Consider the following 24,690-nt stretch of genomic DNA (forward strand, 5'->3'; position numbering starts at 1 on the left):
TTTGGTCAGTCGACAGTTCTGTTCTCGAAGATCCGTACTTTTCCATCGTTGACAGCAAAAGCAAGATCGACATCTCCGTCGTTGTCAAAATCTGCAGCCGCCACACAGGTGGCCGGACCCTCAACGACAACGCCGCTGCTCTGAGGCCACATGCAACTGAACTGAATTCCCGCCTCTTTACTTTCGCCACGCAGGATCCAGCCAAGTCCGCCATCCATGAATCCGGTCTCGACCTGAGAAGCGAAAAAGTTGTTCGCAATCGCCATGTCATCCACTCCATCCCCATCGAAATCCGCAACGACAGTTCCGTTTGCCGGGCTGATCTGTGCAAGCCGCGGTAAACTTTGACGAATGAATCGCCCTTCGTCGTTGATGAAAATCGCGCTTTCAAGTGAGTTCACTTCGACAAATGGCTGTTGCGAAATCGACGGCTCGTAGATGTCCGCCAAAGAGGCAATTGCGAAATCATGGTAGGTTTTGAATTTGTCTTCCAGAAACGGCATGCAATGAGTACTGCAACTTCTCCCTCGCACGGGTAGTTCAACATCGCCTTCGAACTTTGACTCGACCAAATCGAGCGTTCCATTCTCGTCAAAATCCGCAAAGTAAATTCGGTGGGGATGCTTCGAGTCGGCATGATACTTCGTATTCAGTCCCTGGTTCGCGGCGATCAGATCGACATCGCCATCTCCATCAAAATCCGTTGCCAGGATATGATTCCACCAACCTTTGAAGTCGCTCAATCCAAGTTCGCTGGTCTGATCAGAGAACCCTTTCCCCTCTTCGTTCCTGAAGACGGTGACTGCCCCCCACTCAAGAGCCAACACCAAATCCATCCAACCATCGCCATCGATATCCGTGCAGGATGCGTGCGTGACCAATCGGGGACTGGAAAAGGCATCTCCCATTTGAGACGTTGTCTCGACGAACTTCCCATCGTCATTCCGCAGTAGATGACTGGCTGTCGCGACCGGGTATTGTCCAGGAATTGCATATGACCCGAGGAACAAATCCAGATCGCCATCGTTGTCAAAATCGCCAGCCGTCACGGCTCTTGTGCTGTCCGACAAACGTGGCAGCGCGTCCAAGTCACGCTCAAACTTACCCTCACCCAAATTGCGATATAGCCGATCCTGATACTCGGCTGAACCGGGCGAATGTTCATTGCCGCCGCTGGTGACCAATAAATCCGGATCTCCATCTGAGTCCGCGTCAAAAAACAGAACAGCCATATCTTCGAATTGATCGTCAACAGACCACGGACCGTCTGCCTTCACAAAGTTGGTTCCACCCACATTCATGTAAAGCTGCCCGGATTGACCGGCGGCACCGGTACAGAACAAATCCGCAAAGCCATCGTCGTTCACATCAGCCCACGCAACGGCGCTGCCGAGCCTCGAAGGCTGAAACGGAAGAAGTGGCTCTCGGGCAAAGTCATCAAAATCGTTTTCACGATGCCGAAAATCAATTTGCAACTCGCCACTTACCTCGACGAAGAGAGGTTTCGAATAAGGTTCCGCGGGAGCAGCGATTGACGTCTCCGATTCAAAAATTCGATAGTGACAGTCAGGATCAAGATCTTTAAATTCCTGCACCGTTGAGTCGGGCCAAGTCACTTTGACTTTTTCAATCGGGGCGCTTGATTCCGACGCAAAGTGCAGCACGGGAGCATCAGCGGAGATATACCCTCGAACGGGCGAAAGAACTTTAGTTTGCTTTAGTCCGCCTTGCCAGAACTCGACTTTCGTGCCGTAGCCGAAGAAATTGTTTCGGCCGCACCGAAAATCGATTAGCGTCCGGCTTCCCGAGTCTGAATCGTTTCGATACACCAAAGCCGGCTCATAGAAGTTGCTCACAATCAGATCGAGATCTCCGTCACCGTCCAGATCGCCGAATGCGGAACCGTGGCTTACGCCAACATGATTCAGTCCGGACGATTCAGATACGGGTTTGAAGCTGAGATCACCTTCGTTGCGAAACGCAAGATTTGGCTCTTCTCTTGCAGGGATCGACAAATATAGTGCGTCCCATTTTTCGGTTGAGCCTTCTTCTTTGAGTGCATCGAACTGGTCGCCAAGATCGCTGTTCATAATATCTCGGGCGTGTCCATTGGAAGCGAACACATCGAGCTTCCCATCGTTGTCCATGTCGACAAGCCGGATCGCCCACGTCCAATCGGTGCTCGACATTCCCATCATTTCGGCGACTTCAAAAAACGGCCCAACACCCGAGTTGATATGGACCGCGTTTTTCATGTACTGGCGCGGCGAACCTCGCTTCAGGAACCACGCTGAATCACTCATCGCACCCATGTCCATTTTTTGCTTGTAGTGACTCGTCCCGGACATGTCAGCCGTAATCAGGTCCACCAAACCGTCGTTGTTTATGTCGCCCATGTCCAAGCCCATGGAAAACCACGGAGTGTGTCGCACTGTTTCTGGAAGCACATCGACAAACGTTCCGTCACCCTGGTTTCTATAAAGGCGATCTGATTTTCGAAAGTCATTGGAGACGTAGATGTCCGGCCAACCATCGTCATCGTAGTCGAACCAGAGAGCCCCGAGTCCCATCGCGTAGTCTTTGAGCCCGGCAGCCTCTGACACTTCCACAAACGTGCCGTCGCCCTGATTCTGATACAGACGATCCAGCTCTCCAGCCTTGATCTGATGCCCATCCACGAGCGCCACATGCTCCAAAAACTCGGGGGCGATGTAGGGCTTTCCGTTTTTCCTCGCGACCATTTTGCGGACGGTACTGGGCGCGTCCTGATAAGTCACAAGATAGAAATCCAGATCGCCATCTCGATCATAGTCACCAAAGTTCGCGATTTTGCTCGCACCGGTATAGTCGGCTTTACGAATCCTTGTCTGCTCTTTGAATGAACCATCCCCCTGGTTGATATACAGCAGATTCGGCGCGGCCATGTTGCAAACATACAGATCGAGATCACCATCGTTGTCGATGTCAGCGAATGAAGCGCCGGACGACCAGGGATCCTGTCTTTGTATGGAGCCATCGACGCCGGCTTCAAACGTAACGTCCTCGAACTTGAATCCGCCAAGGTTTCGATACAGCCTGTTGGGAATGTCGGTCCCGCATAGATAGACATCCTGCAAACCATCACCGTCGTAGTCTCCGATGGTGACACCGCTACCGGTCTCAATGTATTGAAATGCCTTTGAGCGATCGAGGAAGTTTGAAAAATTGATTCCGGAATGCGTGATCTTCGTAAACTTGATACCTGAGTTCGTCCCTTCAGATGGAACGGTCAGCCTTCTAATTGCGAGATCATTGCTGATTGCCGTGAATCCATTTGAAACGCTCCGATAGTCCGCTGGTTCGTTGCGATTCACCATCAACGATTCAGCAATTGAATCGGCCGTTTTCGTTTTTGTTTCCGCTGTGTCGCAACCAACAAACTGGATGCACAGGAAAAGCAAAATGACAGCTCGTTCTGTTTGCATGATCACTACGTTTTTGATCCGTGACTATTTGTTAGAAAAAGACAGCATCATGTTACAAGACGGGCCAGTACACGGGAAACAACGTGCAGAGAAATGCTGCCGAGCAAATCGGACGAGCATCGCTTATTTCAGATTGGGCACACGATGTTTTGTTCGGCCGTTGGTACTCACACAGAATTATCAGCGGCAACAGTCACACGCTCTGCCTGTGAGCATCAGCGATCAGAACAACTTGCACGGTCACCCTAAATTAATGATGACCCAAGCCAGCGACAACGATTTTGAAAGAACTGCCGGGCAAAAGTGTCCACGACGATTCCCCCAAACAGACTCCATATGAATTCCATTGGCAATTTGATCCACAGATCGCCAGCGTTCCAACGACGCCAAATCTGTCGCAGAAAGGCCTTCTTAAGCGACTGAAGCACCCAAATGACCGCGATCCCATGCTGGCAGATCAAAAACCATAGGCAATTTCGGGTTTAAGCACGATTCAGCGTCGACCAATCACTCCTAAAACACAGACAAAGGACAACGATCCGCCACTAGTTAATTTATGGATTGTTTTCCTCCCCACTGGAGACCTGCTAACACAGCATTTACTGCAAAAACCGGGGTCTTGCGGTGTATGCACCGCCTTAATTGCCTTGAGCCCCGTATAGTTGAAGTGTTCTTTAAAATCTTAAATTCTCGCGAGGAAAAATTATGATGTCTTCACAAAAGCGACGCGGCTTCACGCTGGTCGAATTGCTGGTGGTCATTGCGATCATCGGCATTCTGATCGGCATGTTGTTGCCAGCTGTTCAACAGGTTCGTGAAGCTGCACGTCGCACGCAATGTCTCAACAACATGCGTCAGCAGGCTTTGGCAGCTTTGAACTATGAATCAGCTCATATGGATTTCCCAACGTTCGGTTTGGACATGAGTGCTGGAAACTCATGGAAGCCAGTTGTCAACTTCGGCAAAGTCGGCTCGAACTGGAATGGCGTCGGCGGATCAAACGCTCCTGTTCGCACTGCAAGCTGGACTTTTCAAATTGCTCCATTTGCTGAGCAAGGAAACCTTGAGCGATTGCGAACTGAGTTCGGTCTCGATCGTCTTCTGACTCCAGCTGACTTCTATGTCAGTGAGCAGTCGATCCCGATGTTCTCTTGTCCATCACGTGGCCAACGCCAGTGGGACGTCAACGGTAAAGTATACGCATGTAGCGATTACGCAGGTGCGACGATGTACGGCGACGGAACAGCAGACAATCCAGGTTGGCGTGCTCCGGAAGCTATTGCTCTCAATCTTGGACGTCACCCAGGAATGATGGTTCCTTCGGCTGAAGAAGCTGGTGGAACTGATATCGGTAGAAAACTCAGCAAAGTCGGCTTCGGTGCTTGCTCTGATGGTTCTTCGAACACAATTCTGTTCATGGAAAAAGCTGCTGACGCTCGTCAGTACGACGGTGCGACTGATGCAGCCTGGAAAGCACTTGGCGACACATACGGTATCTTCTCTCCTGGCTACCACGGTGGTGGACTTCGCTTCCTGCAGCCGAACCTTAAAGCAGATGGCGAGATCCGAACCGTGAACATGGCCAACCCGGCAAGCAACGGTTCAGTTCAGAACGAGCAAACTTTTGGTAGTGCTCACCCTGGAACTGTTTCAGCCGCTTATACTGATGGCTCGACTCACTCAGTCGACATCGATACTGGTTGGGATATTCTGTACAAGTGGGTTGCTCGTGCCGATGGCCAAGTCAACGACGAACTGTAGTTGATGCGACAGGTCCACTGAAAATCGATGACTGGGCGCGTATCGCGTCCAGTCTATTTTTTTACTCTGAGGAATTGAAATGATCAGGTCGATCACGCTCTTGCTTCTGCTCTGCACTCTGTTCGCCGGTTGCGGAGAAAAAACAACGTCGGCAGCACTTAACAAAACGAATCTGAGTCGGCTGAAGAACTGCTACTCTATCTATCTCGATGACAACGCTCACGTCGGTCCAAAAGACAAAGAAGAGTTTGTCAATTTTCTTCTGACCGATCGGCGTGCGATCAAGCGAAGAAAACGGATGGAAATTACTGACGAACAAGTCGAGTCCATGTTCATGAATCCTCGAGACGGCCAGGAGTTTAAGGTCAAATATGGAGTCGAAGGCTATCTCAATCATGCCATCATCTTCGAAGCGGTCGGTGTCGACGGAATGCGAATCGTCGCGTTGGATCCGCCTCAGGAAGTTGACGCTGAAACGTACGACAAGTATTGGACGGGGAAAATCAAGGCCGGCCCGATGGGTGGCGGCGGTGGTTTGAAAGAAATCGAAGAAGAATTGGACAAGGAAGCCATCGAATCTGGTTCTGAATAACGCGACGGCATCATTTGATGCTCTCACACCGACTAACGATCAAGCTCCGCTTCATGCGGGGCTTTTTTTATGGCACGTTGGTTGATTCGAACGCCACTGCTATCCTGAATCCAGATTTTTTTGCTTTGCTCGGGAATATTGATGTCCAAAACTACGCTTGGAAACAGCCAGATGCCCCTCGTTGGGCTCGGCAACTGGAAAATTGAAAAGGACGTTGCCGCGGACGTTGTGCAGAAAGCCATCGAAATCGGCTATCGACATTTCGACTGTGCTTGCGACTACGGCAATGAGTCTGAAGTCGGTGACGGACTTCACGCCGCAATTTCTAACGGAAGCGTGCAACGGGAAGACCTGTGGATTACGTCGAAACTGTGGAACAGCTACCACGCAGCTGAACACGTTCGTCCGGCGATTGAAAAAACATTGGCTGATCTGAAACAGGATTATCTCGACCTGTACCTGATCCACTTTCCGATCGCCACGAAGTTTGTTCCTTTCGAAGAACGCTATCCGCCCGAGTGGTTTTTCGATCCTGATGCTGCCGAACCAAAACTTGAACCGGTTAACGTTCCGATTCGTGAAACCTGGGAAGCGATGGAAGAACTGAAGCGAAGTGGCCTGGTCAAGAACATTGGCGTTTGCAATTTCGGCTGCTCGCTGATCAGAGACCTGCTTAGCTACGCCTCGATTCGTCCTGCGTTTCTCCAAGTCGAACTGCATCCGATGCTGACGCAGGAAAAACTACTTCGCTATTGTCGCCAGGAGTCGATCGAAGTCACCGCGTTTTCTCCCCTCGGCGGCGAATCGTACTACTCGCTTGGAATTGCCGACCGCAGCGAATCGACACTGGAAAATCCAATCGTAAAAGACATCGCTGCGGCGTATTCGAAAACGCCAGCGCAGGTTCATTTGCGGTGGGGCATTCAACGTGGCACCGCGGTTGTTCCGAAAACTTCGCAACCGGAACGGCTGGTTGAGAACCTGGACGTGTTTGATTTTGAATTGAGCGATGAAGAGATGAAACAGATCGCTTCACTGAATCAGAATCGACGCTTCAACGATCCGGGTGACTTTTGCGAATCCGCATTCAACACGTTTTTCCCGATCTACGAATAGGTCAACTGAGAAAACACGCAGCACCGCGGCGGCCCTGCCATACCCTGAGCATTGATTGGCGCTGGCGCAGTGCCGACCTCCAACCGTCACAAAGAATTCTCGTGGTGCTTCTTCTTCTAAAAATGCTGCTTTACTGATACCACAAGACTGGTGTCGACGCTGAACTAAGCCTTCGCGACGACTGCTTTCATTTTTTCCAAACCGGTTGCGGCGACTTTTGCAGCGTCCTGCTTCCAATAGTCGCGATTGAAAAGCTCTAGCGAAAAGCAGCCTGCGAAACCGGAGTCGATCAAATCGCCAATGATCTCTGGCAGCGGACAAACGCCATCGCCCGGATAAACTCGATGCTCGTCGCCGATCGTTTCGCGGGGCATATCGGGATAGTCGTTGATGTGAAAAACATGCATCCTTGAAGCTTCGATCATCTTCAAACCGGCGAAATCCGACCCGCCTTTATAGATGTGATAGAAGTCCGGCAACACGCAAGCGTCAGGATGCCCGGCTTCGGTCGCGACGTAGGCCAGCTCACCAAGTTTCGACAGCGTCTTTGAGAAACCCCAAAGCTCCAACTGCGGGACGACTCCCGTTTCGGCACCAATTTCTAACAGCTTGCGATAGCGTTCTGCGATCGTCGCCAAATTCGGGCCGGCAGTTTTATGAGCTCCGATTGGAGGAGCCGCAATTCGTCTGCCGCCGATCTGTTTGAGCATTTCCATATCCGCGCGGGCGGCGTCGAGTGCAGTTGCACGAGCCGCATCGTCGTCCACAATCCATTGCGCGAACCCGATGGCACTTTCGACAGTCAAACCGCTATCGTCAATCTGCTGTTTTAGCTCGACCAATGAGCCACCGGAATCGACGAACTTTTTCAGATCACCGATCCATGGTTCAATCGCGTCATAGCCAGCGTCGGCCGCGAGTTTGACTTGATCGGGAACGGAAAGCTCGTGACCTCGAACGGTGCTCATGTTCAGGCAGTACCGAATCGCTGATTTACCCTTGCGTTTCGGCGCAGAAGTTTGCGACGCGTTCACAATCTTGCCAGAGGCCAAAACGGTCAGCGCCGATCCGGCAGCGGCGGCTTTGAGAAATGTGCGACGATGGGTCATTGGTGATTTCCTGAAAGTTTTGATTCAGTCAAAACTATAGCTGAATTTGCGTTGGCTTTTTATCGGGCGAGCATAAAATGCAGGCCTAAATCATGCGGCGGCACCGAGCCTTCGCACTTGCCGAAATGGGCGACTCATACCGTCGCAGCGAAAGTCTTCATGAACTCCAATCAATATCACTACGACGTCATCGTTGTCGGGGCAGGGCACGCCGGTACGGAAGCTGCTGCGGCGGCGGCACGGATGGGCGCCAAGACCGCGCTGTTGACGACAAACCTTGATACGGTTGGGCAAATGAGCTGCAATCCGGCGATTGGTGGCGTGGCGAAAGGTCACCTCGTTCGTGAGATCGATGCGCTAGGCGGTTTGATGGGACGAGCGATCGACGCGACCGGTATTCAGTTTCGTATGCTCAACATGCGGAAAGGCCCGGCGATGCACAGCCCACGGGCTCAAGCCGACAAACGCGAGTACCAACACTGGATCAAATGCGAGATCGAAGCCCAGGAAAACCTGGACTTGCGTCAGGAGATTGTTGAAGACTTGCTGACTGAATCTACTTCCGACGGGCAGAAGATCATCGGCATCCGTGTCAAAGGCGATTTCGAGTATCGGGCTCCGACAGTCATCCTGACGACCGGGACGTTTCTATCGGCGTTGATGCACACCGGCGAATCGAAAATCAAAGGCGGCCGTGCGGGTGAAGGAACGACAACCGGAATCAGCGCGGCTTTGAATCGTTTGGGCTTTGAGTTGGCTCGATTCAAAACCGGAACGCCGCCGCGTCTCAACAGTCGCACCATCGACTACGACAAAACGGAAATTCAGCCTGGCGATGAACAGCCCCAGCCGTTTTCATTTCTGTCGAAGGACTTTTCAGTCGAGCAAATTCCTTGCTGGATCACCCACACCAACCCTGACGTTCATAAACTGATCGAAGCCAACTTGCATCGCGCGCCGATGTACACCGGACAGATCCATGGCTCGGGGCCGCGGTATTGCCCTTCGATCGAAGACAAAATTGTCAAGTTCGCAGACCGCGATCGGCACCAGCTGTTTCTTGAGCCCGAAGGACGTTCGACTCAGGAAGTCTACGTGAACGGAATCTCAACCAGTTTGCCGCGCGACGTCCAGGACCAGATGTTCAAAATGATTCCCGGACTGGAGAACGCACAGATCATGCGTTACGGCTATGCGGTGGAATATGATTTCTGCCCGCCGAACCAACTTCGTCCGACACTGGAAACAAAAACGGTCAGCGGGCTGTACTTCGCCGGCCAGATCAACGGAACGACGGGCTATGAGGAAGCCGGTGCCCAGGGGCTGATCGCAGGAGCCAACGCTGCGGCTGCTGTTTCCGATCGTGGCGAGCTGATCCTTGAACGCAGCGCGGCATACATTGGCGTGCTTGCCGACGATTTGGTGACGCTCAGTGTTGACGAACCGTATCGCATGTTCACCAGCCGCGCGGACTTTCGTTTGCTGCTGCGTCAGGACAATGCGGATCGTCGCCTGACGAAGATCGCCGCAGACTTCGGTCTGGTCGACGCGATCCGGGCTCAGGAGATCGAAGCCAAAGAGTCCGAGATCACGCAAATTCGCGAGCTGATCGCCAAGAAACGGACTGGCGACAACATCACGCTGGAGCACTTGCTTCGCCGCCCGGAAACGGTGTGGGAGGAGCTGGTCCCGTTCTGCCCCGAGCTTGCAACAGTCGACTCCGACGTGCATCAGCAAGTCACTTACGACGTGAAGTATTCGGGATACGTGACGCGACAACAAACGATGATCGACCGTCGGCGCCGCCTGGCAGAAAAGAAAATCCCGGACCACTTCGACTACGAAGCGATGACTCATTTGCGTCGCGAAGCGAAAGAGAAACTTACAAAGTTCCGGCCAGCAAACATCGATCAGGCTCAGCGAATCAGCGGCATCACACGGGCGGACATTGACCAAGTGATGTTGAAGCTGGAGTCACGTTCGCGATAGATGCGGGACTGAGATCGCCTCACTTGCCGCCGCCCGCCTGTTTGACTTTGGAGTCTTTCTTCGCGGCTGGTTTCTGCTTGCCATCTTTTGCGGAACTCTTGCCCTCGCCGTCGGCTTTGTCGTCTTCCTTTTCAAAGCTGGCCTGCGCGACATCGCTTTCTTCGGCCTCTTCCTCATCCTCGCGGCCGGGATTCTGCTTGAACAGAAACGCCTGGTCGAAATGCAGCTCCGACGGAATGTAGAGTTCTTCTTCGTTGAGCATGTTCTGATGCGTCGGGTGAGCTGGCGGATCAATTTTACGGCCCGCGAACTTGACGCCTTTATGGATCGAGCCGCGTTGAAACGGACCCGCACCAAGAATCCAAGTGTTGCTGCTGGTGCTTTCGGCTTTGGCCAGTCCTGACTGCCAAATCGGTTCGCGAGTTTCGCGGTCGTAGGCGAACACGACCAGTTTCGCGACTCCAGACTGAGCATCGGTGCGGCCGAGAGAGATTTCCGGGATCGAAGGAATCGAGCTTCCGGAAACGACGCTCACCGCGGAACTCAACGCTCCGGATTGCGGAACGCCGTAAGTCACATCGTGGCCGTCGGCTCCCAACGCGCCGACGCGTGGCTCGACGATCAAAGTGGCTTGCTCGCGATCGTCCTGAATCAGAGCACCGGACGATGTAAGTTGTTGACGCAGCGAACTGATGACGTAGTTCGAATCGATGAACAGGTTTGTCTTCAGCGAAGAAATGTAACGCGAGTCCAGATAGACTTTCACTCCGTTGAGCGCAGAGAAATCGATCCGGTCCACGGCCTTGTCGACGGCGTCGGAAATCAAAAGCTGTTCCGTTCCCGTGCGGCTGGTGGTTGTGCCACAGCCGATCATCGACATCGATGTAACTGCGACGAGCAACATCAATCCAACTGCGGCGCGATGCGTCAATCGCATCGTTCGAGCTGTCCGTTGCCTGGAACTTAAAGTTTTAAACGTGGCGTCCAAGATGGCTTCTAATTCTGTGCGAGTGAGTCCTGTTCGGGCGGACCTTAGCAAAGTGGACACTCGGCCCAAAGTCATTTTTCAAAGTTAGCCAGCATTTTGGCAGCCGGTTCAAACTGCTGTCACTTTGGCAATTTGCGTTGGCATATCAATATTGACCGAGTTTGGCAGTCTGTTCATAATCCGCTGCGTTGGCAAAGTCGGCAAGCTCGGAAGAGACGGTCGGCGTTGCCAACTGGAGCGTGTTCGCAAGCTACAACAGTTGGCTGCTTTGCGAACGATGGAAACAATTTGTTGTTTCGGCTCTATCAATGGAATGTGAAATTTCAATTCGTTGCGTTCAATAGAAACGCGTCGACCACCCAGGGAGAGGATGGACCCATGACTACTAAAACAGTGTTTACGACTGGCGAAGCTGCAAAAATTTGCAAAGTGAGTCAGCAAACGATCATTCGTTGCTTCGACAACGGCAGTCTTAAAGGGTTCCGCGTTCCCGGCAGCCGCTTTCGTCGCATTCCGCGAGATCACCTGTATTCGTTCATGAAAGAAAACGGCATTCCGACCGAAGCACTCGAAAGCGGTAAGCGTAAGCTGCTGATCGTGGATGACGATGTGGATTTGGTTGAGCTGTTGATGGACTCTTTCGCGCGAGACAATCGCTTCGAAATCAAGTCCGCGAACAACGGCTTCGACGCGGGAATGTTGGTCCGGGAGTTTCGCCCTGACCTTGTGATCCTGGACGTCATGCTCCCGGATATCAACGGTAAAGAAGTCTGCCAACGCGTCCGCAGCGACGACACCATGAAGAGCCTGAAGATCATTTGCATCTCGGGAATGGTGGAGCAGGACAAGATTCAGGACTTGCTGATGGCCGGTGCGGATGACTTTATGAACAAGCCATTCGATGTCGAAAAACTGGTCGAGCGTTCGTGCCAGATGCTGGAAATGGATCCAGTCGGTGCGGCAACCGGCACTCAGGGCTAGAACCGATTCAAGACCTGGGTTCGTAGTATCACCGTCGTCGGTTGGAATGGTTCCGCCAGGGGCGTTGCAACAGAAGTGCAGCCTGCCAACGCGGCAAAAACCTGTTACTACCCACCTTCAAATACGGATTTTGACACGGGCGTCGAAACTTGTTTTTGCTCAAGACTGAACTTCGAGGACCGCAGGGGCAGCGCATCAGTGCATCGCTGCCGTGTCCTGAATCACAATTGACTCAGTGGATCGCGGCATCCCAGAATCGGATTTCGTCCGACAAGCTTGCCGAACTGATCCGCTCCAATCCATCTTTGCTGTTGATCGCGATCTCCCGAGCGGTTGACTGCAGTGGTGCTCCGATTCAATCGATGGTCCAACTGCTTTCGCGGCTGGACCATTGTTTCTGTGAGAGCAACGCGATCGATACGGCTCTGGGCCACGTCGTCGATGTGCAAACCTGTTCAGCGGATTCGTTCGAATGGGATACCGACGAGGCAGTTGAAAACTTCTTTCGTGCCAAAAACCGAAAGCAGCTGGCCAAGTCGCTGTCGAAGTTCGTCCGCGTGATTAACAAACACGTGCTGCCGAAGAATGAACGCCCGCGCAAGTCTGCCGTCAAGACGCTGATCGAATCGATGTTTGTCGAATCGTTTCGCGTTCATCGCATCAAGCCATCGAACAGCAAATGGCCGGACACTTCTGCCAGTCATCGTTGCGACGATGCTAACGCGGCAGTGGTTGGCTTGCTTTCAGATCGTCTGGCGTCAAAGAAACAGTTCGAAGCAAAACTACTCGACGCCAAACTGGCTGCCATGAAACAGTTGGCCTACGGGGCCAGCCACGAGATCAACAATCCGTTGGCCAACGTGGCAACGCGGGCGCATACGATGCTGGCCGAAGAAACCGATCCGGACCGTCGGTTTCAACTGGCCGTGATGCATGAACAGGCGATGCGAGCCCACGATATGATCTCCGACATGATGCTGTTCGCGCATCCTCCGGAATTGCGTGTCGAGTCTGTTGACGTTCGGCTGATGGTCAGCAAACTGATTCGCGAATGCGAAGCCAACCTGTTGCCGCTGATTCGATCAGGGGCCTCGGTGACGGCAATGGTTGCCGACCGGATTGAGCGGGCGACGTTTGATCCGACTCAAATCAAAGTCGTCCTGGCGTGTCTGATCCAGAACGCGGCCGAAGCGATTCGTCACGACGATGGCGAGATTGAGATTCGAATTTCGCGCGACGACGGGATGATGTGCTTTTCCGTTTCGGACAACGGCGTCGGCATCAGCGAAGAAGTTCAGCAACATCTCTTCGATCCGTTTTACTCGGGCCGCGAAGCAGGACGAGGCCTCGGTTTTGGGCTGTCGAAGTCCTGGCGGATCGCGAATCTGCACGGCGGATCGTTGACTCATCGCGTCGACGCTGGAGACCTGCGGACGGTTTTCGATCTGCGCCTGCCGCTGGAATAGCGGCACGAATACCCGCTGGAATAGCGGCACCGATACCCGTTGGATAGCGGCCCCAACCGCTGCTGTCCAAGCCACGTCGACGCCGCCGGAACAACGTCGGCAAACCGAAGGGCAACGATGCCCGCGTCCCACGCCGACGATGCTCCCGGTCCGCCCGCTGCAAGCCTGCATCACTTTTGCTATCTTGAGTCGTGCACAAACTACTTCCGCGGCCAGGTCAATACATGAGCAAAGACAATCCGTACTCGTCTCCCTCCAAAACCAATCCCCCAACGCCCGACCTTCCCGACTTCCTGACGGTCAGCGACGAGCACATCGATTCCATCCCGCTGTGGTATGCCTTCGTCCCGGTCGTCGTCCTGATCGCGCTGCTGGCGGTCAACGTTTACTTCTATAAAGACGACGCAACCTACGGCCCCAACCAGATCGCACTGGTCGTCGCCGCGGTCACCGCCGGGCTGTTTGGATGGATCCTGAAAGTCCCATTCAACAAGATGCTCGAGGGCATCAACGCCAGCATCGGTTCGGCACTCAACGCCATCCTGATCCTGCTGATGATCGGGGCTCTGGCCGGAACGTGGATGCTTAGCGGAGTCGTGCCGGCGATGGTTTGCTACGGGTTGCAAATTCTCAGCCCCGGCACGTTTCTGTTTGCCTGCGTCGTGATCTGTTCCCTCGTTTCGGTGATCACAGGAAGCTCATGGTCGACGATCGCCACGGTCGGAATCGCGCTTCTGGGCATCGGGCAAGCACTGGGTTTCAACAACGCGATCACGGCCGGAGCCATCATTTCCGGAGCCTATTTCGGCGACAAGATGTCTCCGCTGTCGGACACCACCAACCTCGCGCCGGCGATGGCCGGCACGGACTTGTTCACGCACATCCGTTACATGGCCTGGACGACGGTGCCCAGCATTGTGATCACGCTGATTGCGTTTCTGGCGATCGGAATGTCGAACGATGTTTCCGGCCCGACGGATCAGTCAGGCGAATTGGTGGCGGCGTTGTCGGAAAAGTTCAATATCTCGTTGTGGTTGATGTTGGTTCCGCTGGCGACGCTGGTTTTGGTTGCGATGAAATTCGACGCGGTTGTGGCGTTGTTTTGCGGCTCCGTTTTGGGCGGCGTGTGCGCGATCGTGATGCAGCCCGAAGTCGTCCGCGAGATCGGCGCCGGAGCCAACTATCTGGAGAGCTCTTACATGGCGGTCGTCAACGCGATGAAGGACAGCATCGAAGTCGCAACGGATTTCGAACCGGCTCAGAAACTGATGCAGGCCAAGGGCATGTACGGGATGATGAACACGGTTTGGTTAATCATTTGCGCGATGTGTTTCGGCGGCGTGATGGAAGCCACAGGTTTGTTGCAGCGGATCACTCGTCCGTTGGTCAGCGTGGCCAATTCGACGGCTTCACTGGTTGCGACGACGACCGGCAGTTGCCTGTTCCTGAACGTGACGGCGTCGGATCAGTACCTGGCGATCGTGGTTCCGGGCCGCATGTTTCGCAAGACCTACCAGGAACGTGGCCTCGCTCCGGAGAACCTTTCGCGAACACTCGAAGACGCCGGCACGGTAACATCCGTTCTGGTTCCGTGGAACACCTGCGGTGCGGCTCAGTCGACGGTTTTGGGTGTCGAAACGTTGGCTTACTTGCCGTACTGTTTCTTCAACATCCTCAGCCCGCTCATGACGATGCTGGTCGCCGCCGCCGGTTTCAAGATCGCGAAACTGACTCAGGGCAACCCGGACAACGATGACCATGTGCTCGACGCAACGGGACGCTAAAAGCCAGTTGATTTTTGGGCGGCAACTTTTACACGCAGCGCCAAGAATGCTCACAGCATCTCGAATAGATAGATCCGGCCAGGCACTGTTTGGTAAATGTGAGCGGCACGGCGCTAGCCGCCGGTCCGTTGCGCTGTTTAACGGCGGCTAGCGCCGTGCCGCTCATGTTTGGCCGTGATGATGACATGAAAATCAATTTATCGAACAGTGCCTAAACTGAGCGACAGTTCACGAATGCCGTTTCGACGGACGCTGATTTGAAACGCGTTTTAGGCCTTTGACTTCAGTACAAAGTCGCGGAGGATGTCACGGAGAAACTTGAGAACAAGTTCCTCTCGGCGAGGATCGACCAGCAAGGATGGATCTGAGAACTCTGGCACCAAAGCCAGAGGATCATCCTGGTCCAACGTCTGCTCCGGCGCTGTTAGCTGTCCCAACGCCAGCTTTGGCGGACCGTCCCCCGCCGCAGCGAATCGCGGCCCCAGCGTCACGGCCAAAAAATCATTCAACTCGTCGATCGACCAGCCCTCGGCACGTCCAACCACGTTCAGCTGGAGGTTGATTGAAAACAGGCTGTCCACGTTCGAGCCAATCTTTGAATCGTTGTCCTCCTCGTACCAACGATTCCATTCGTCCACCTTCGCCAACACCGTTTCAGGCGAGCAAAACTCCGAGCACAAAAACAAGTGAGCGTGGGGAGCGTAGATTTCGTTGGCTGGCACAATTCCAGCGTCCTTCCACGCCTTACTGTAGGTTTCGAAGGAACGATCGAACCACTCGCTTGCCTGAATTGCCGCAGCATCGGCATCCATTCGATCAAGATGCACGTATAGCCTGGCAACTCTTCGATCCGCCAGAACTCCCTTTATCTTAAAGTCTGTCGTCCCCGAGCCCATCGCAGCCATGCTGATGCTTCGCCGGAACAGGGTCGAGTTCTCGTTGAGGGATAGTGACAATTCCTCAACGCCACGCTCTTCCGTCTGCTCCTGCGAATTCACGGCGGTAGATTTGATCTGCGTTGCATTCCCCGCAACCTGCTGCCCCTTACCTGCGAACAGATAGATTGCCGCAAGAACAATGAGAATTCCAATCGAAAGCAATGAAAGTATACGCAGCATTAAATTCTCCAATCAGATCATGGGGTTCATACACGTGCCAGACACTGTTTGGTAAACGTGAGCGGCAAGGCGCTAGCCGCCAGTCCGTTGCGCTGTTTAACGGCGGCTAGCGCCTCGCCGCTCATGTTTGGCCGTGATGACGACATGAAAATCAATTTTTCAAACAGTGCCTGGTTTCAAAACCGATCACTTGTTAGTGGCTGCGGCGTCTCGCCACAGTATTACTTGTACCAACTGCGGCGAAACGCTGCATCCACAAAGTTTTGAAAGCGGTTCTACGAGGGAATGAGAAGTTTAGCTATTACGCTTACGCGTCGGTCATATTTTCGTTCCAACCTAAATTGGAAACTGTGCACATTCGTGAAAGTTTACAGTGCCGCGGTTCGTTGTACCGGCCTCAGGCGGAAACTGCCTGCCTTCCGGCTAAAGCTCGACCCGCCAAACATCGTTTAACGAAAATACTGGATCAAGTCAAAAGATCGTTGCCGCGATAACATCGCTCAATGGTCCGTCCCTGCGTGAACGTGGATTGTCTAAACCATCGAACCGAATTTTGCCACGCGAACTTTGATAGACTATTGCCTGCTTTTCAGGTTCCAAATTGTTCACACGGATCTCACATGACTCGTTCGACCATTATTGCGACGTCTACCTTCTGGCTGGCAACCTTCGTGGGCTCAAGTATCGCGATCAGCCAGGAAACGCCCAAGCCTGACCTCATGATGGCGGTCGCGTTTTCCATTGGCGAACTGCCGGTCTGGAGTTTGGACAAGGAAAAGAATCCGGTATTTGATGGATCGGTCGTGTTGTCACGAATCAAGAATGAAATAGAGCCTGAATTATGGAAGTCCGACAAAGCAAGGCTGATTGCGACTGCCGAGAACGAAAGCCTCATACTGATCGCACCTCGAAGTAGAAACCCCGAATTGGCGAACAGGATTTCATCCTTACTCCAGCGGATGAGTGCGTTTGCAGAGCATGATGTGAATAGCCGATTGGCAAAGAATCTGGAACTTGCTGAAATCGGAGGGGAGCGTGTGATCCTGGTTTGCACTGACGCGGACTCGATGTTTTCGGATCGATTCCATCAAGCTCTGAGTGACCAATCGCAGTTGCAAAAGCTGGTTGATAACAACTACATCGTTCAGTACGTGCCGAGGGCAAAAGCGTCCGAACTCAAGGACAAGGGCATCCAGGCACCGCCTGAGTTGGGGGCGACATTGTCGATCGTGACTGAAACAGGAGAGCCTGTTGCTCAAATGGAATTCGAGACGTGGGACGAAAGCAGCCTGGAAACATTGACCGGGTTTGCGAAGGAGAATTCGAAAGGATTTGCTGACGCTACGGCCTTGCTGCAAGATGGCCTGCGCGCCGCCAGGAAAAGCAAAAGAAAAGTGCTGTTGCAGATGGGCGGTCCGTCCTGCGGTCCATGCATCCTGCTTTCTCGCTATTTGAACAGTCACAAAGAAGTGATCGAGAAAGATTTTGTCTATGTGAAAACGGATACGCGGATGGCGAACGCGGACCAAATTAAAGAAAAGTATGGGCCAGATTTTAGCGGGATCCCCTGGATGGTGATGTTGTCTGCGGACGGCGAATTGCTGGCCAGCGGCATGTCACCCAAAGGAAACATCGCGTTTCCGAGAGCCCGCTACCAAAAGGCACACTTCAAGAAAATGCTCGAATCGACCGCGGAGAAGATGACGGAAGCGGATATCGCCAGGCTGATGCAATCGTTGCCCGAGACACCCGATTGGATGAAAGAGTAAACGGCCGAAGCGCCAGCGAGTGAGCAAGTGTGTGAGTAGATGACTACATAAGCCAACCCGACAACGCAAACGAACAACCAGCGGACTCACTCGCTGCCGCGTCGTGCTCGTACTCGCGCACGCCAACCACCCGCCTTCAGACGGAAGCCGAACGGATCGACTTCCGGTGAAAGCCCGGTACGACATACATCGAAACGCGGACTGGCGATTAGCCAAAAATCGTGGCCGAAACGACTTCGCTCCAGGGACCTGTTTGGCCTTTGTTGTTGATCCAGCGGAGGCGATAGAACGCCGTCTGGCCGCAATCTGCCTGATCGAAATCCAGCCGACGCGGCGATTTTGAGCTGATGCCAATGAACTTGAAGGCATCGAAATCCGTCGGCAGCGATGCACCGATGTAAACGTAGACCTCACAACCGCTGGCCACAGCCGGGCGAGCCCGACGCGTTGGAGTCGCCGAATCGACCCACCGCAAATCGTGTTGCAACGCCGCTTTTTGCTCGACGAACGCGATCGGGAACGTGGACGGCGCCGGAACGGGTTTGCGAGTTTCGCTATGGACCGGCAAACCGGCTTTGCGGCGAGCCTCATTGCTGATGTTGGTGTTTGCCTGAATCAGTTTCGCCGCGTGTCGAATCCGCTTTTCCAGCTCAACACGGTTTTGCTCTTTTTCCGTCACCGCGGCCAGAGCCTCATCGCGTTTGGCTTGCGAACCGAAGTAGGCGTCATCCCATTCGGTCAGCAGCGATTCGAGTTCCGTGATGGACTCGGTCGTCATGTCAAAGGTAGTCGGATCGGCTTTGATGGTGCTGACGAAGTTGTTCGCGAACAGATCGAATTTGCCATCGGCAGCGGGTACGTAGGAGTTCGTAGTCATGTTATTTTCCCAAAGAAAGTTAGGGGGCACATCCTTTCAAAAATCAGATGCGTCTTTCCGGGACGTCATCACCCCACAAACCCAAATGCCTGCCGAGCCCTGTACGCTACGACCCTGTTTTGCGCGGCGAGAAAAGAAAACCTGTCGCAGGCGGAGAACCCTTGGGGCGTCTCAAAATTGGCGCCGCGTCGTGCTTCCACGGACATCAGGGCAGCGAGGAATGCCCTCCGTTTCGCGAGCAATCCGTTACGACTCAACGGATGCAAACTTTACCAGGGCAAGCCATCAAATGATTAGGCTAAATCCTCGCACCATTTAGCTAAATGGTTTGGCCATCTTTTTAAATCGTTTTGTCGTTTGGCTAAATCGCGTGGCCAGTTACGAAGACCTCTGCGCGATTTGGGTAGATGGTTTATCCGCGTTGCCTAACTTCCGAATCAGTAGCGCTGGTTTGCGAAAGAGTTGAGCCTATTGCCTGCCGATTAAAGCAGCGATGAAACCAGTCTCATGAAATCGTTTGGCGATCGCAACCAGCATCCCGCATCGATTACCTTAATCGATGATTCGGTTACAATAGCCGCTGGCAAAATTTTGACGCTAACCACTGACTGTATTTCTTGACTCCCGAAGACCGAGCCCGCGAACAAATCGACCGCCAGCTAGATGCCTGCGGTTGGATTCTTCAAGACATGTCCGACATGAATATCATGGCAGGACAGGGCGTCGCGGTGGCGGGGCTCAATTGCACTTGGGCCAATAAAAACGGCAAATTGCACAAGTTAAAATTCTGAGAAACCACATGAATTGGAAACTAGAAGAGCGCAAAAGAATTCACGGCCATTTGCTGAAACGCGACCATACTCTCACCGGTGGAATCCTATTCGGCTTAGACGGATACCTCATTGAGTTACAGGCCAGGGCGATCGAGGTAACATACTCTCCTCGCCCAATTGCTGAATCCTTTCGAATTACGGGCATGGCTGGGCCAGCGATTCAGGAAGCGAGAATGCGCATCGAGGGTGCGTTCTCAAAACTAGGCATTCAAACAACAGACGTAGAGGTGCTTATCAATTTGGCACCCGCTGACTTGCCCAAGAGAGGAACTTGGCTCGACCTTCCACTCGCCATAATCTTACTTCAGGCATGCGGGATACTTCCGGACTTGGCAGACCAACGCGAGCAGCAGTTCGTTCTGATGGGAGAACTTGGGCTCCACGGAGAGGTACGTAGAGTTCCCGGCGCACTTTCAGTAGCTTTCGAGGCGAAACCGGGCCAATCATTAATAGTCCCAAAAGGAAACGAAAGAGAATGCGCATTGATTTTGGCCAAGAGCGGCCATGAAGGATGTTCGATATATCCCGTAGAAACGCTCGATGAAGTCATCGAGTTTTTTCACGGACGCAAGAAACTTAAGAATGCATTAAACGAAAAATTGTCTTTCGAGAATGCCATTGAAAAAGCCCCGGATTTCGGGCGCATCCGTGGTCAAGAGAAAGCGAAGCGAGCAGCGGAAATTTGCGCTGCAGGTGGTCACAACTTGTTATTGATTGGACCACCCGGCGAAGGGAAGTCACTAATTGCAAAAGCCCTTCCGGGTATCTTACCAAGATTATCGGCAAAGGAAAAAGTTGAATTAACTCGTATATACTCGGCGACTGGAAGATTGGAATCAGATGGACTTGCCGTCACCAGACGCCCGCTGAGAGACGTGCACCATGGCACTTCCATGGCGGCGTTGATCGGAGGCGGGTCTGGTACCCCTAGCCCAGGTGAAATTACATTGGCACACCTTGGGGTTTTGTTCTTGGATGAACTTCCCGAATTTAGCCGAAGGTCTCTGGAGTCTTTGCGGCAACCCTTGGAGAATCGAAACATTAGCATTTCGCGAGTGGATGCCATGTTGAATTTCCCTTGTGACTTTACGTTGCTTGCGGCAATGAACCCTTGCCCCTGCGGATACTCACCAACTGACCGATGCGATTGCACAGGAAAACAAATCAAGAAGTACCAAGACAAAATCAGTGGTCCACTATGCGACCGCATTGACTTGCAGGTCGAACTGCGACCTTTGACAACTGATGAACGGTTCGCCAAGGCCAAGGAGAACCAATCTTCGAACATTCGAAAGAGAGTTGAATCGGCGAGATCGATCCAGACGGAGAGGTTTCGCAATAGCGACATTCCATTCAACGCTGCCATTCCGGGTGGTTGCATGGAAGACTATTGCGAATTCTCTCCTGTCGGCTTTGAAAAATTTAAGTCGGTCATCGAAAGTAGTGGGCTGTCAACTCGCAACATGGACCGATTGGCAAAGGTTTCGCGTACGATCGCTGACCTCGTGGGTGAAGAGACAATTCTTGATGAACATGTAATGGAAGCATCATCGTTCGTTATTGGTGGATTGTTGCGAGAAGGACTCAAATGACTGCATCGGAAAGAATACACATTTGTTCGTTTTGCAACACCAAGATGAAGTATGCGACGACCAGCGAAGGGCGAAGAGCGAAATGTGGAAAATGTAACTCTGTAGTCTTCTTGCTACCCAATACGACTCGCGACATCAGGTCAGAACTTTCATCCACTTGGTGGGTAAAAGTGCCGAAAAAACTCATACTTTCAGATACCGTCGGCCCGATGTCCGACATTGACTTGTTGTCGATGCACAAAAATGGCGCACTAACGCGAAGCTGCGAGGTCAAGTCTGCGAAATTCACTGCAAACGAATGGGTCGTGTTCAACACTCAATTGTTGGCACCAGTTCAGCAGATGGCAAAAATCGTCGAAGCCGAAACTTTAAGACTCGAACACATCGCCGAAAGAAAGGCGAACACGGATAAGGAAAACAAGAATCGTCTCCGCAAGTTTATTCAACAAGCAATCTCAGACGGGATTCTTTCGTCAGACGAAAAATCAACGATTGAACAATTCGCTTCAAAGGCAAAACTTGATCTGTCCGTTGTAAACGAAATCCTGACGACAGAGGTTGACGGACTCGTCGAATCATTGATCGATGACGCTTTGGAAGATGGCATTCTTTCACCTGACGAAGAAAAGCGAATCAACTCCTTTGCAGTCGGCTTGGAGACCAAAATCAAACTCACGTCAGAGAAGCAATTAGCACTTAAGTTAAGCCGACAAGCCTACCGGTTGAACATGACGGAACTAGCGGAGTTCCCAGAGATTGATGCATCGGTAAACTTGCAAAAAAATGAAAGGGTGCTGGCCAGGCAGGAAGTCGAGTGGAACGAAATCGTACAGCTGAAAAGGCCCAAGGGTATTTGGGTCAGCGGCGACAATTACTTGAAAAGCATTGGACGAGGATACGCGATGCTTACGTCCAAGAGAATTCTGTTCGACTCCAGTTTTGAATCGAGAAAAGCAACTCACAGTTCGATTCAAAGAATTGAAGTCTTTGCTGACGGAATCTTTTGCAGTCGATCAACTGGCAAAAGTCTATTTTTCAAGTTTGAAATAGAGAACGAACCTGAAGGATTAGAATTTGCCTTACTTTTGAAAAGAATCCTAATCAATCTACCCGTTCAGGGTTTTCTACCAACGACTTGCCTAATTCCAGAACAGGTTGTAGACGCTGAAGTTGTCGCGAGTCCGGAAAGCGAATCAAAAAACATCAAGTCCGTTTTCCCCAAGACAAACCCAGAGCCGAGGTTTACATTTCGTGTTGTGGGTGAACACATTGGAGACCGAAGTTACTGGATCCAAAAGCTCGCCAAGAACGAGCCGCTACAACTTGTTCGCGAGCCAACAAATAGCAATGATCGAAACGCGGTTGAGGTTCGAAACTCCTACGGCAAGAGCCTTGGATACCTGAAGAAAGACGTTGCAGCATGGTTTGCTGGCCTTATGGATCGCGGCAAAGGCTACACAGCAAACGTTCTTCGAATACGGTCAGACAACTGCCTTATTGTTGCAGTGTTCGAACAATAGGTCAGTATCTGGGTGCCATGTACGCCTGAGTCCGGCACATTATTTACGCAGTGCATCGGAACGCCTTGATAATCCGGCATTGCTTCCAATCGGTCATCCAAGATCGTTGGCGTCAGAACACATTCAGTTCCAGATTAGTGTCGATTAGTGAAGATTAGTGTTCCGCCATCACGACCGCGATCCAGGCGGACGGAGGGAACACTAATCCGCTCTAATCTGCACTAATGCACGATCGGGGCATGCGGCAGTTCGGTCCGGATTAGTGTTGATCAGTGAGGATGAGTGTTCTGACATCACGAACAAAACCCAGCGGACGGAAGGAACACTAATCCACTCTAATCTGCACTAATGCACGATCGGGACAGGCGGCAGTCCGGTCCGGATTAGTGTTGATCAGTGAAGATGAGTGGTTTGCGATCACGACCGCGATCCAGGCGGACGGAAGGAACACTAATCGACTCTAATCTACACTAATGCGCGATCGGGACATGCGGCCAACGTCCGGTTGGGATTAGTGTTGATTGTTCCGCCATCACGACCGCGATCCAGGCGGACGGAGGGAACACTAATCGACTCTAATCTGCACTAATACATCATAGCGCGTGCGGCTTTTGTTCGTTCCAAAATTAGTGTCAATTGTCAGGATCAGGTTCCCCAACCCCAAGCAGGACAAAACATGCTGAAGCAAGAAGGCTACGACTTGATGGGTGCGGCGTTTGAGGTCTACAACGTGCAAGGCTTTGGGATGGCTGAAGAGATTTATCAGCAGAGCCTTGAGATCGAACTCGGATTGCGAAACATCCCGTTCCAAAGCAAAGCTGATCTGCAAGTCACTTACAAAGAACTCCCCCTCACCACGGTCTATCGCCCAGACTTACTCGTCTTTGATGAAATCGTTGTTGAACTGAAAGCAGTGAAGGCGATCGCGGCTGAGCATGAAGCTCAACTGTTCAACTACCTGCGGATCAGCGAAAAGAAAATTGGATATCTGATCAACTACGGCGCAGCAAAGGAACTGGAGTGGAAACGGTTCGCTCTTTGAAATCGATTTGTGACGATGAGCGCGAACGATCCAGGCGGACGGAGGGAACACTAATCGACTCTAATCTGCACTAATTCCATGATGCAGACAGGCGGCAGTCCGGTGCGGGATTAGTGTTGATCAGTGAGGATGAGTGTTCCGACATCACGACAGCGATTCAGGCGGACGGAAGGAACACTAATCGACTCTAATCTGCACTAACTCCATGATGCGGACAGGCGGCAGTACGGTGCGGGATTAGTGTTGATCAGTGAAGATTAGTGGTTTGCGATAACGATCGCGATCCTGGCAGACGGAGGGAACACTAATCGACTCTAATCTGCACTAATTCCATGATGCAGACAGGCGGCAGTCCGGTGCGGGATTAGTGTTGATCAGTGAAGATTAGTGGTTTGCGATAACGACCGCGATCCAGGCGGAAGGAGGGAACACTAATCGACTCTAATCTGCACTAATTCCATGATGCAGACATGCGGCAGCCCGGTACGGGATTAGTGTTGATCAGTGAAGATTAGTGGTTTGCGATCACGACCGCGATCCATGCGGACGGACGGAACACTAATCGACTCTAATCTGCACTAATTACATGGTGCGGACAGGCGGCAGTACGGCTCGGGATTAGTGTTGATCAGTGAAGATGAGTGGTTTGCGATAACGACCGCGATCCAGGCGGAAGGAGGGAACACTAA

The 24,690-nt window shown here is 52.5% G+C and carries 16 protein-coding genes; 11 read left to right on the forward strand and 5 right to left on the reverse strand.

Annotated features, from left to right (window positions below):
- Window positions 1-5 precede the first annotated feature (5 nt).
- Window positions 6-3,464: a VCBS repeat-containing protein gene (locus MFFC18_RS17245; protein ID WP_075086142.1), complete on the reverse strand. Its 3,459-nt coding sequence runs from the start codon at window positions 3,462-3,464 to the stop codon at window positions 6-8.
- A 705-nt stretch (window positions 3,465-4,169) separates the two neighbouring features.
- On the opposite strand from MFFC18_RS17245, the gene MFFC18_RS17250 reads away from it, so the two are divergent.
- From MFFC18_RS17250 to MFFC18_RS17260, 3 genes are all read left to right on the forward strand, one after another.
- Window positions 4,170-5,225 carry a DUF1559 family PulG-like putative transporter gene (locus MFFC18_RS17250; protein ID WP_075086140.1) on the forward strand — a complete coding sequence of 352 codons (1,056 nt, stop codon included), beginning with the start codon at window positions 4,170-4,172 and terminating at the stop codon, window positions 5,223-5,225.
- 79 nt (window positions 5,226-5,304) lie between these two features.
- On the forward strand, window positions 5,305-5,817 hold the full coding sequence (locus MFFC18_RS17255; protein ID WP_075086139.1) for a hypothetical protein: 513 nt from the start codon (window positions 5,305-5,307) through the stop codon (window positions 5,815-5,817).
- Between the two features lie 141 nt (window positions 5,818-5,958).
- Window positions 5,959-6,933, forward strand: coding sequence for an aldo/keto reductase (locus tag MFFC18_RS17260; RefSeq protein ID WP_075086138.1), 975 nt, complete (start codon window positions 5,959-5,961; stop codon window positions 6,931-6,933).
- Window positions 6,934-7,097: 164 nt separating this feature from the next.
- Here the strand turns inward: MFFC18_RS17260 and MFFC18_RS17265 are convergent, their stop codons facing one another.
- The gene (locus MFFC18_RS17265) at window positions 7,098-8,042 is read right to left on the reverse strand and encodes a TIM barrel protein (protein WP_202907586.1); all 945 of its coding nucleotides are present in this window, start codon (window positions 8,040-8,042) and stop codon (window positions 7,098-7,100) included.
- A 159-nt stretch (window positions 8,043-8,201) separates the two neighbouring features.
- Here MFFC18_RS17265 and mnmG point away from each other — a divergent pair, with 159 nt between their 5' ends.
- Window positions 8,202-10,031 (forward strand): tRNA uridine-5-carboxymethylaminomethyl(34) synthesis enzyme MnmG, encoded by a 1,830-nt coding sequence (mnmG, locus tag MFFC18_RS17270; RefSeq protein ID WP_075086338.1) that lies wholly within the window; start codon window positions 8,202-8,204, stop codon window positions 10,029-10,031.
- 19 nt (window positions 10,032-10,050) lie between these two features.
- Here the strand turns inward: mnmG and MFFC18_RS17275 are convergent, their stop codons facing one another.
- Complete coding sequence (locus MFFC18_RS17275; protein WP_075086137.1) at window positions 10,051-10,968, reverse strand: DUF6655 family protein; 918 nt, start codon at window positions 10,966-10,968, stop codon at window positions 10,051-10,053.
- Window positions 10,969-11,397: 429 nt separating this feature from the next.
- Here MFFC18_RS17275 and MFFC18_RS17280 point away from each other — a divergent pair, with 429 nt between their 5' ends.
- The 3 genes from MFFC18_RS17280 (at window position 11,398) to nhaC (ending at window position 15,250) form a co-directional block, all read left to right on the forward strand.
- Window positions 11,398-12,000, forward strand: coding sequence for a response regulator (locus MFFC18_RS17280; RefSeq protein WP_075086337.1), 603 nt, complete (start codon window positions 11,398-11,400; stop codon window positions 11,998-12,000).
- A gap of 155 nt (window positions 12,001-12,155) precedes the next feature.
- Window positions 12,156-13,466 (forward strand): sensor histidine kinase, encoded by a 1,311-nt coding sequence (locus tag MFFC18_RS17285; protein ID WP_148618952.1) that lies wholly within the window; start codon window positions 12,156-12,158, stop codon window positions 13,464-13,466.
- A 224-nt stretch (window positions 13,467-13,690) separates the two neighbouring features.
- Window positions 13,691-15,250 carry a Na+/H+ antiporter NhaC gene (gene nhaC / locus MFFC18_RS17290; RefSeq protein WP_084417383.1) on the forward strand — a complete coding sequence of 520 codons (1,560 nt, stop codon included), beginning with the start codon at window positions 13,691-13,693 and terminating at the stop codon, window positions 15,248-15,250.
- A 269-nt stretch (window positions 15,251-15,519) separates the two neighbouring features.
- Here nhaC and MFFC18_RS17295 read toward each other — a convergent pair whose 3' ends face one another.
- Window positions 15,520-16,368, reverse strand: a complete 849-nt coding sequence (locus MFFC18_RS17295) for a hypothetical protein (protein ID WP_075086135.1) — start codon at window positions 16,366-16,368, stop codon at window positions 15,520-15,522.
- 620 nt (window positions 16,369-16,988) lie between these two features.
- On the opposite strand from MFFC18_RS17295, the gene MFFC18_RS17300 reads away from it, so the two are divergent.
- A complete protein-coding gene (locus MFFC18_RS17300) occupies window positions 16,989-18,137 on the forward strand; it encodes a thioredoxin family protein (RefSeq protein WP_075083095.1) in 1,149 nt (382 codons plus the stop codon).
- 208 nt (window positions 18,138-18,345) lie between these two features.
- Here the strand turns inward: MFFC18_RS17300 and MFFC18_RS17305 are convergent, their stop codons facing one another.
- Window positions 18,346-19,014 carry a hypothetical protein gene (locus MFFC18_RS17305; protein WP_075083094.1) on the reverse strand — a complete coding sequence of 223 codons (669 nt, stop codon included), beginning with the start codon at window positions 19,012-19,014 and terminating at the stop codon, window positions 18,346-18,348.
- A 799-nt stretch (window positions 19,015-19,813) separates the two neighbouring features.
- Here MFFC18_RS17305 and MFFC18_RS17310 point away from each other — a divergent pair.
- The 3 genes from MFFC18_RS17310 (at window position 19,814) to MFFC18_RS17320 (ending at window position 24,001) form a co-directional block, all read left to right on the forward strand.
- A complete protein-coding gene (locus tag MFFC18_RS17310) occupies window positions 19,814-21,439 on the forward strand; it encodes a YifB family Mg chelatase-like AAA ATPase (RefSeq protein WP_084416905.1) in 1,626 nt (541 codons plus the stop codon).
- A 578-nt stretch (window positions 21,440-22,017) separates the two neighbouring features.
- A complete protein-coding gene (locus tag MFFC18_RS25045; RefSeq protein ID WP_168211102.1) occupies window positions 22,018-22,959 on the forward strand; it encodes an HIRAN domain-containing protein in 942 nt (313 codons plus the stop codon).
- 676 nt (window positions 22,960-23,635) lie between these two features.
- Window positions 23,636-24,001: a GxxExxY protein gene (locus MFFC18_RS17320; RefSeq protein ID WP_075083091.1), complete on the forward strand. Its 366-nt coding sequence runs from the start codon at window positions 23,636-23,638 to the stop codon at window positions 23,999-24,001.
- Window positions 24,002-24,690 lie beyond the last annotated feature (689 nt).

This window comes from Mariniblastus fucicola (genome assembly GCF_008087665.1).
Classification (GTDB): domain Bacteria; phylum Planctomycetota; class Planctomycetia; order Pirellulales; family Pirellulaceae; genus Mariniblastus; species Mariniblastus fucicola.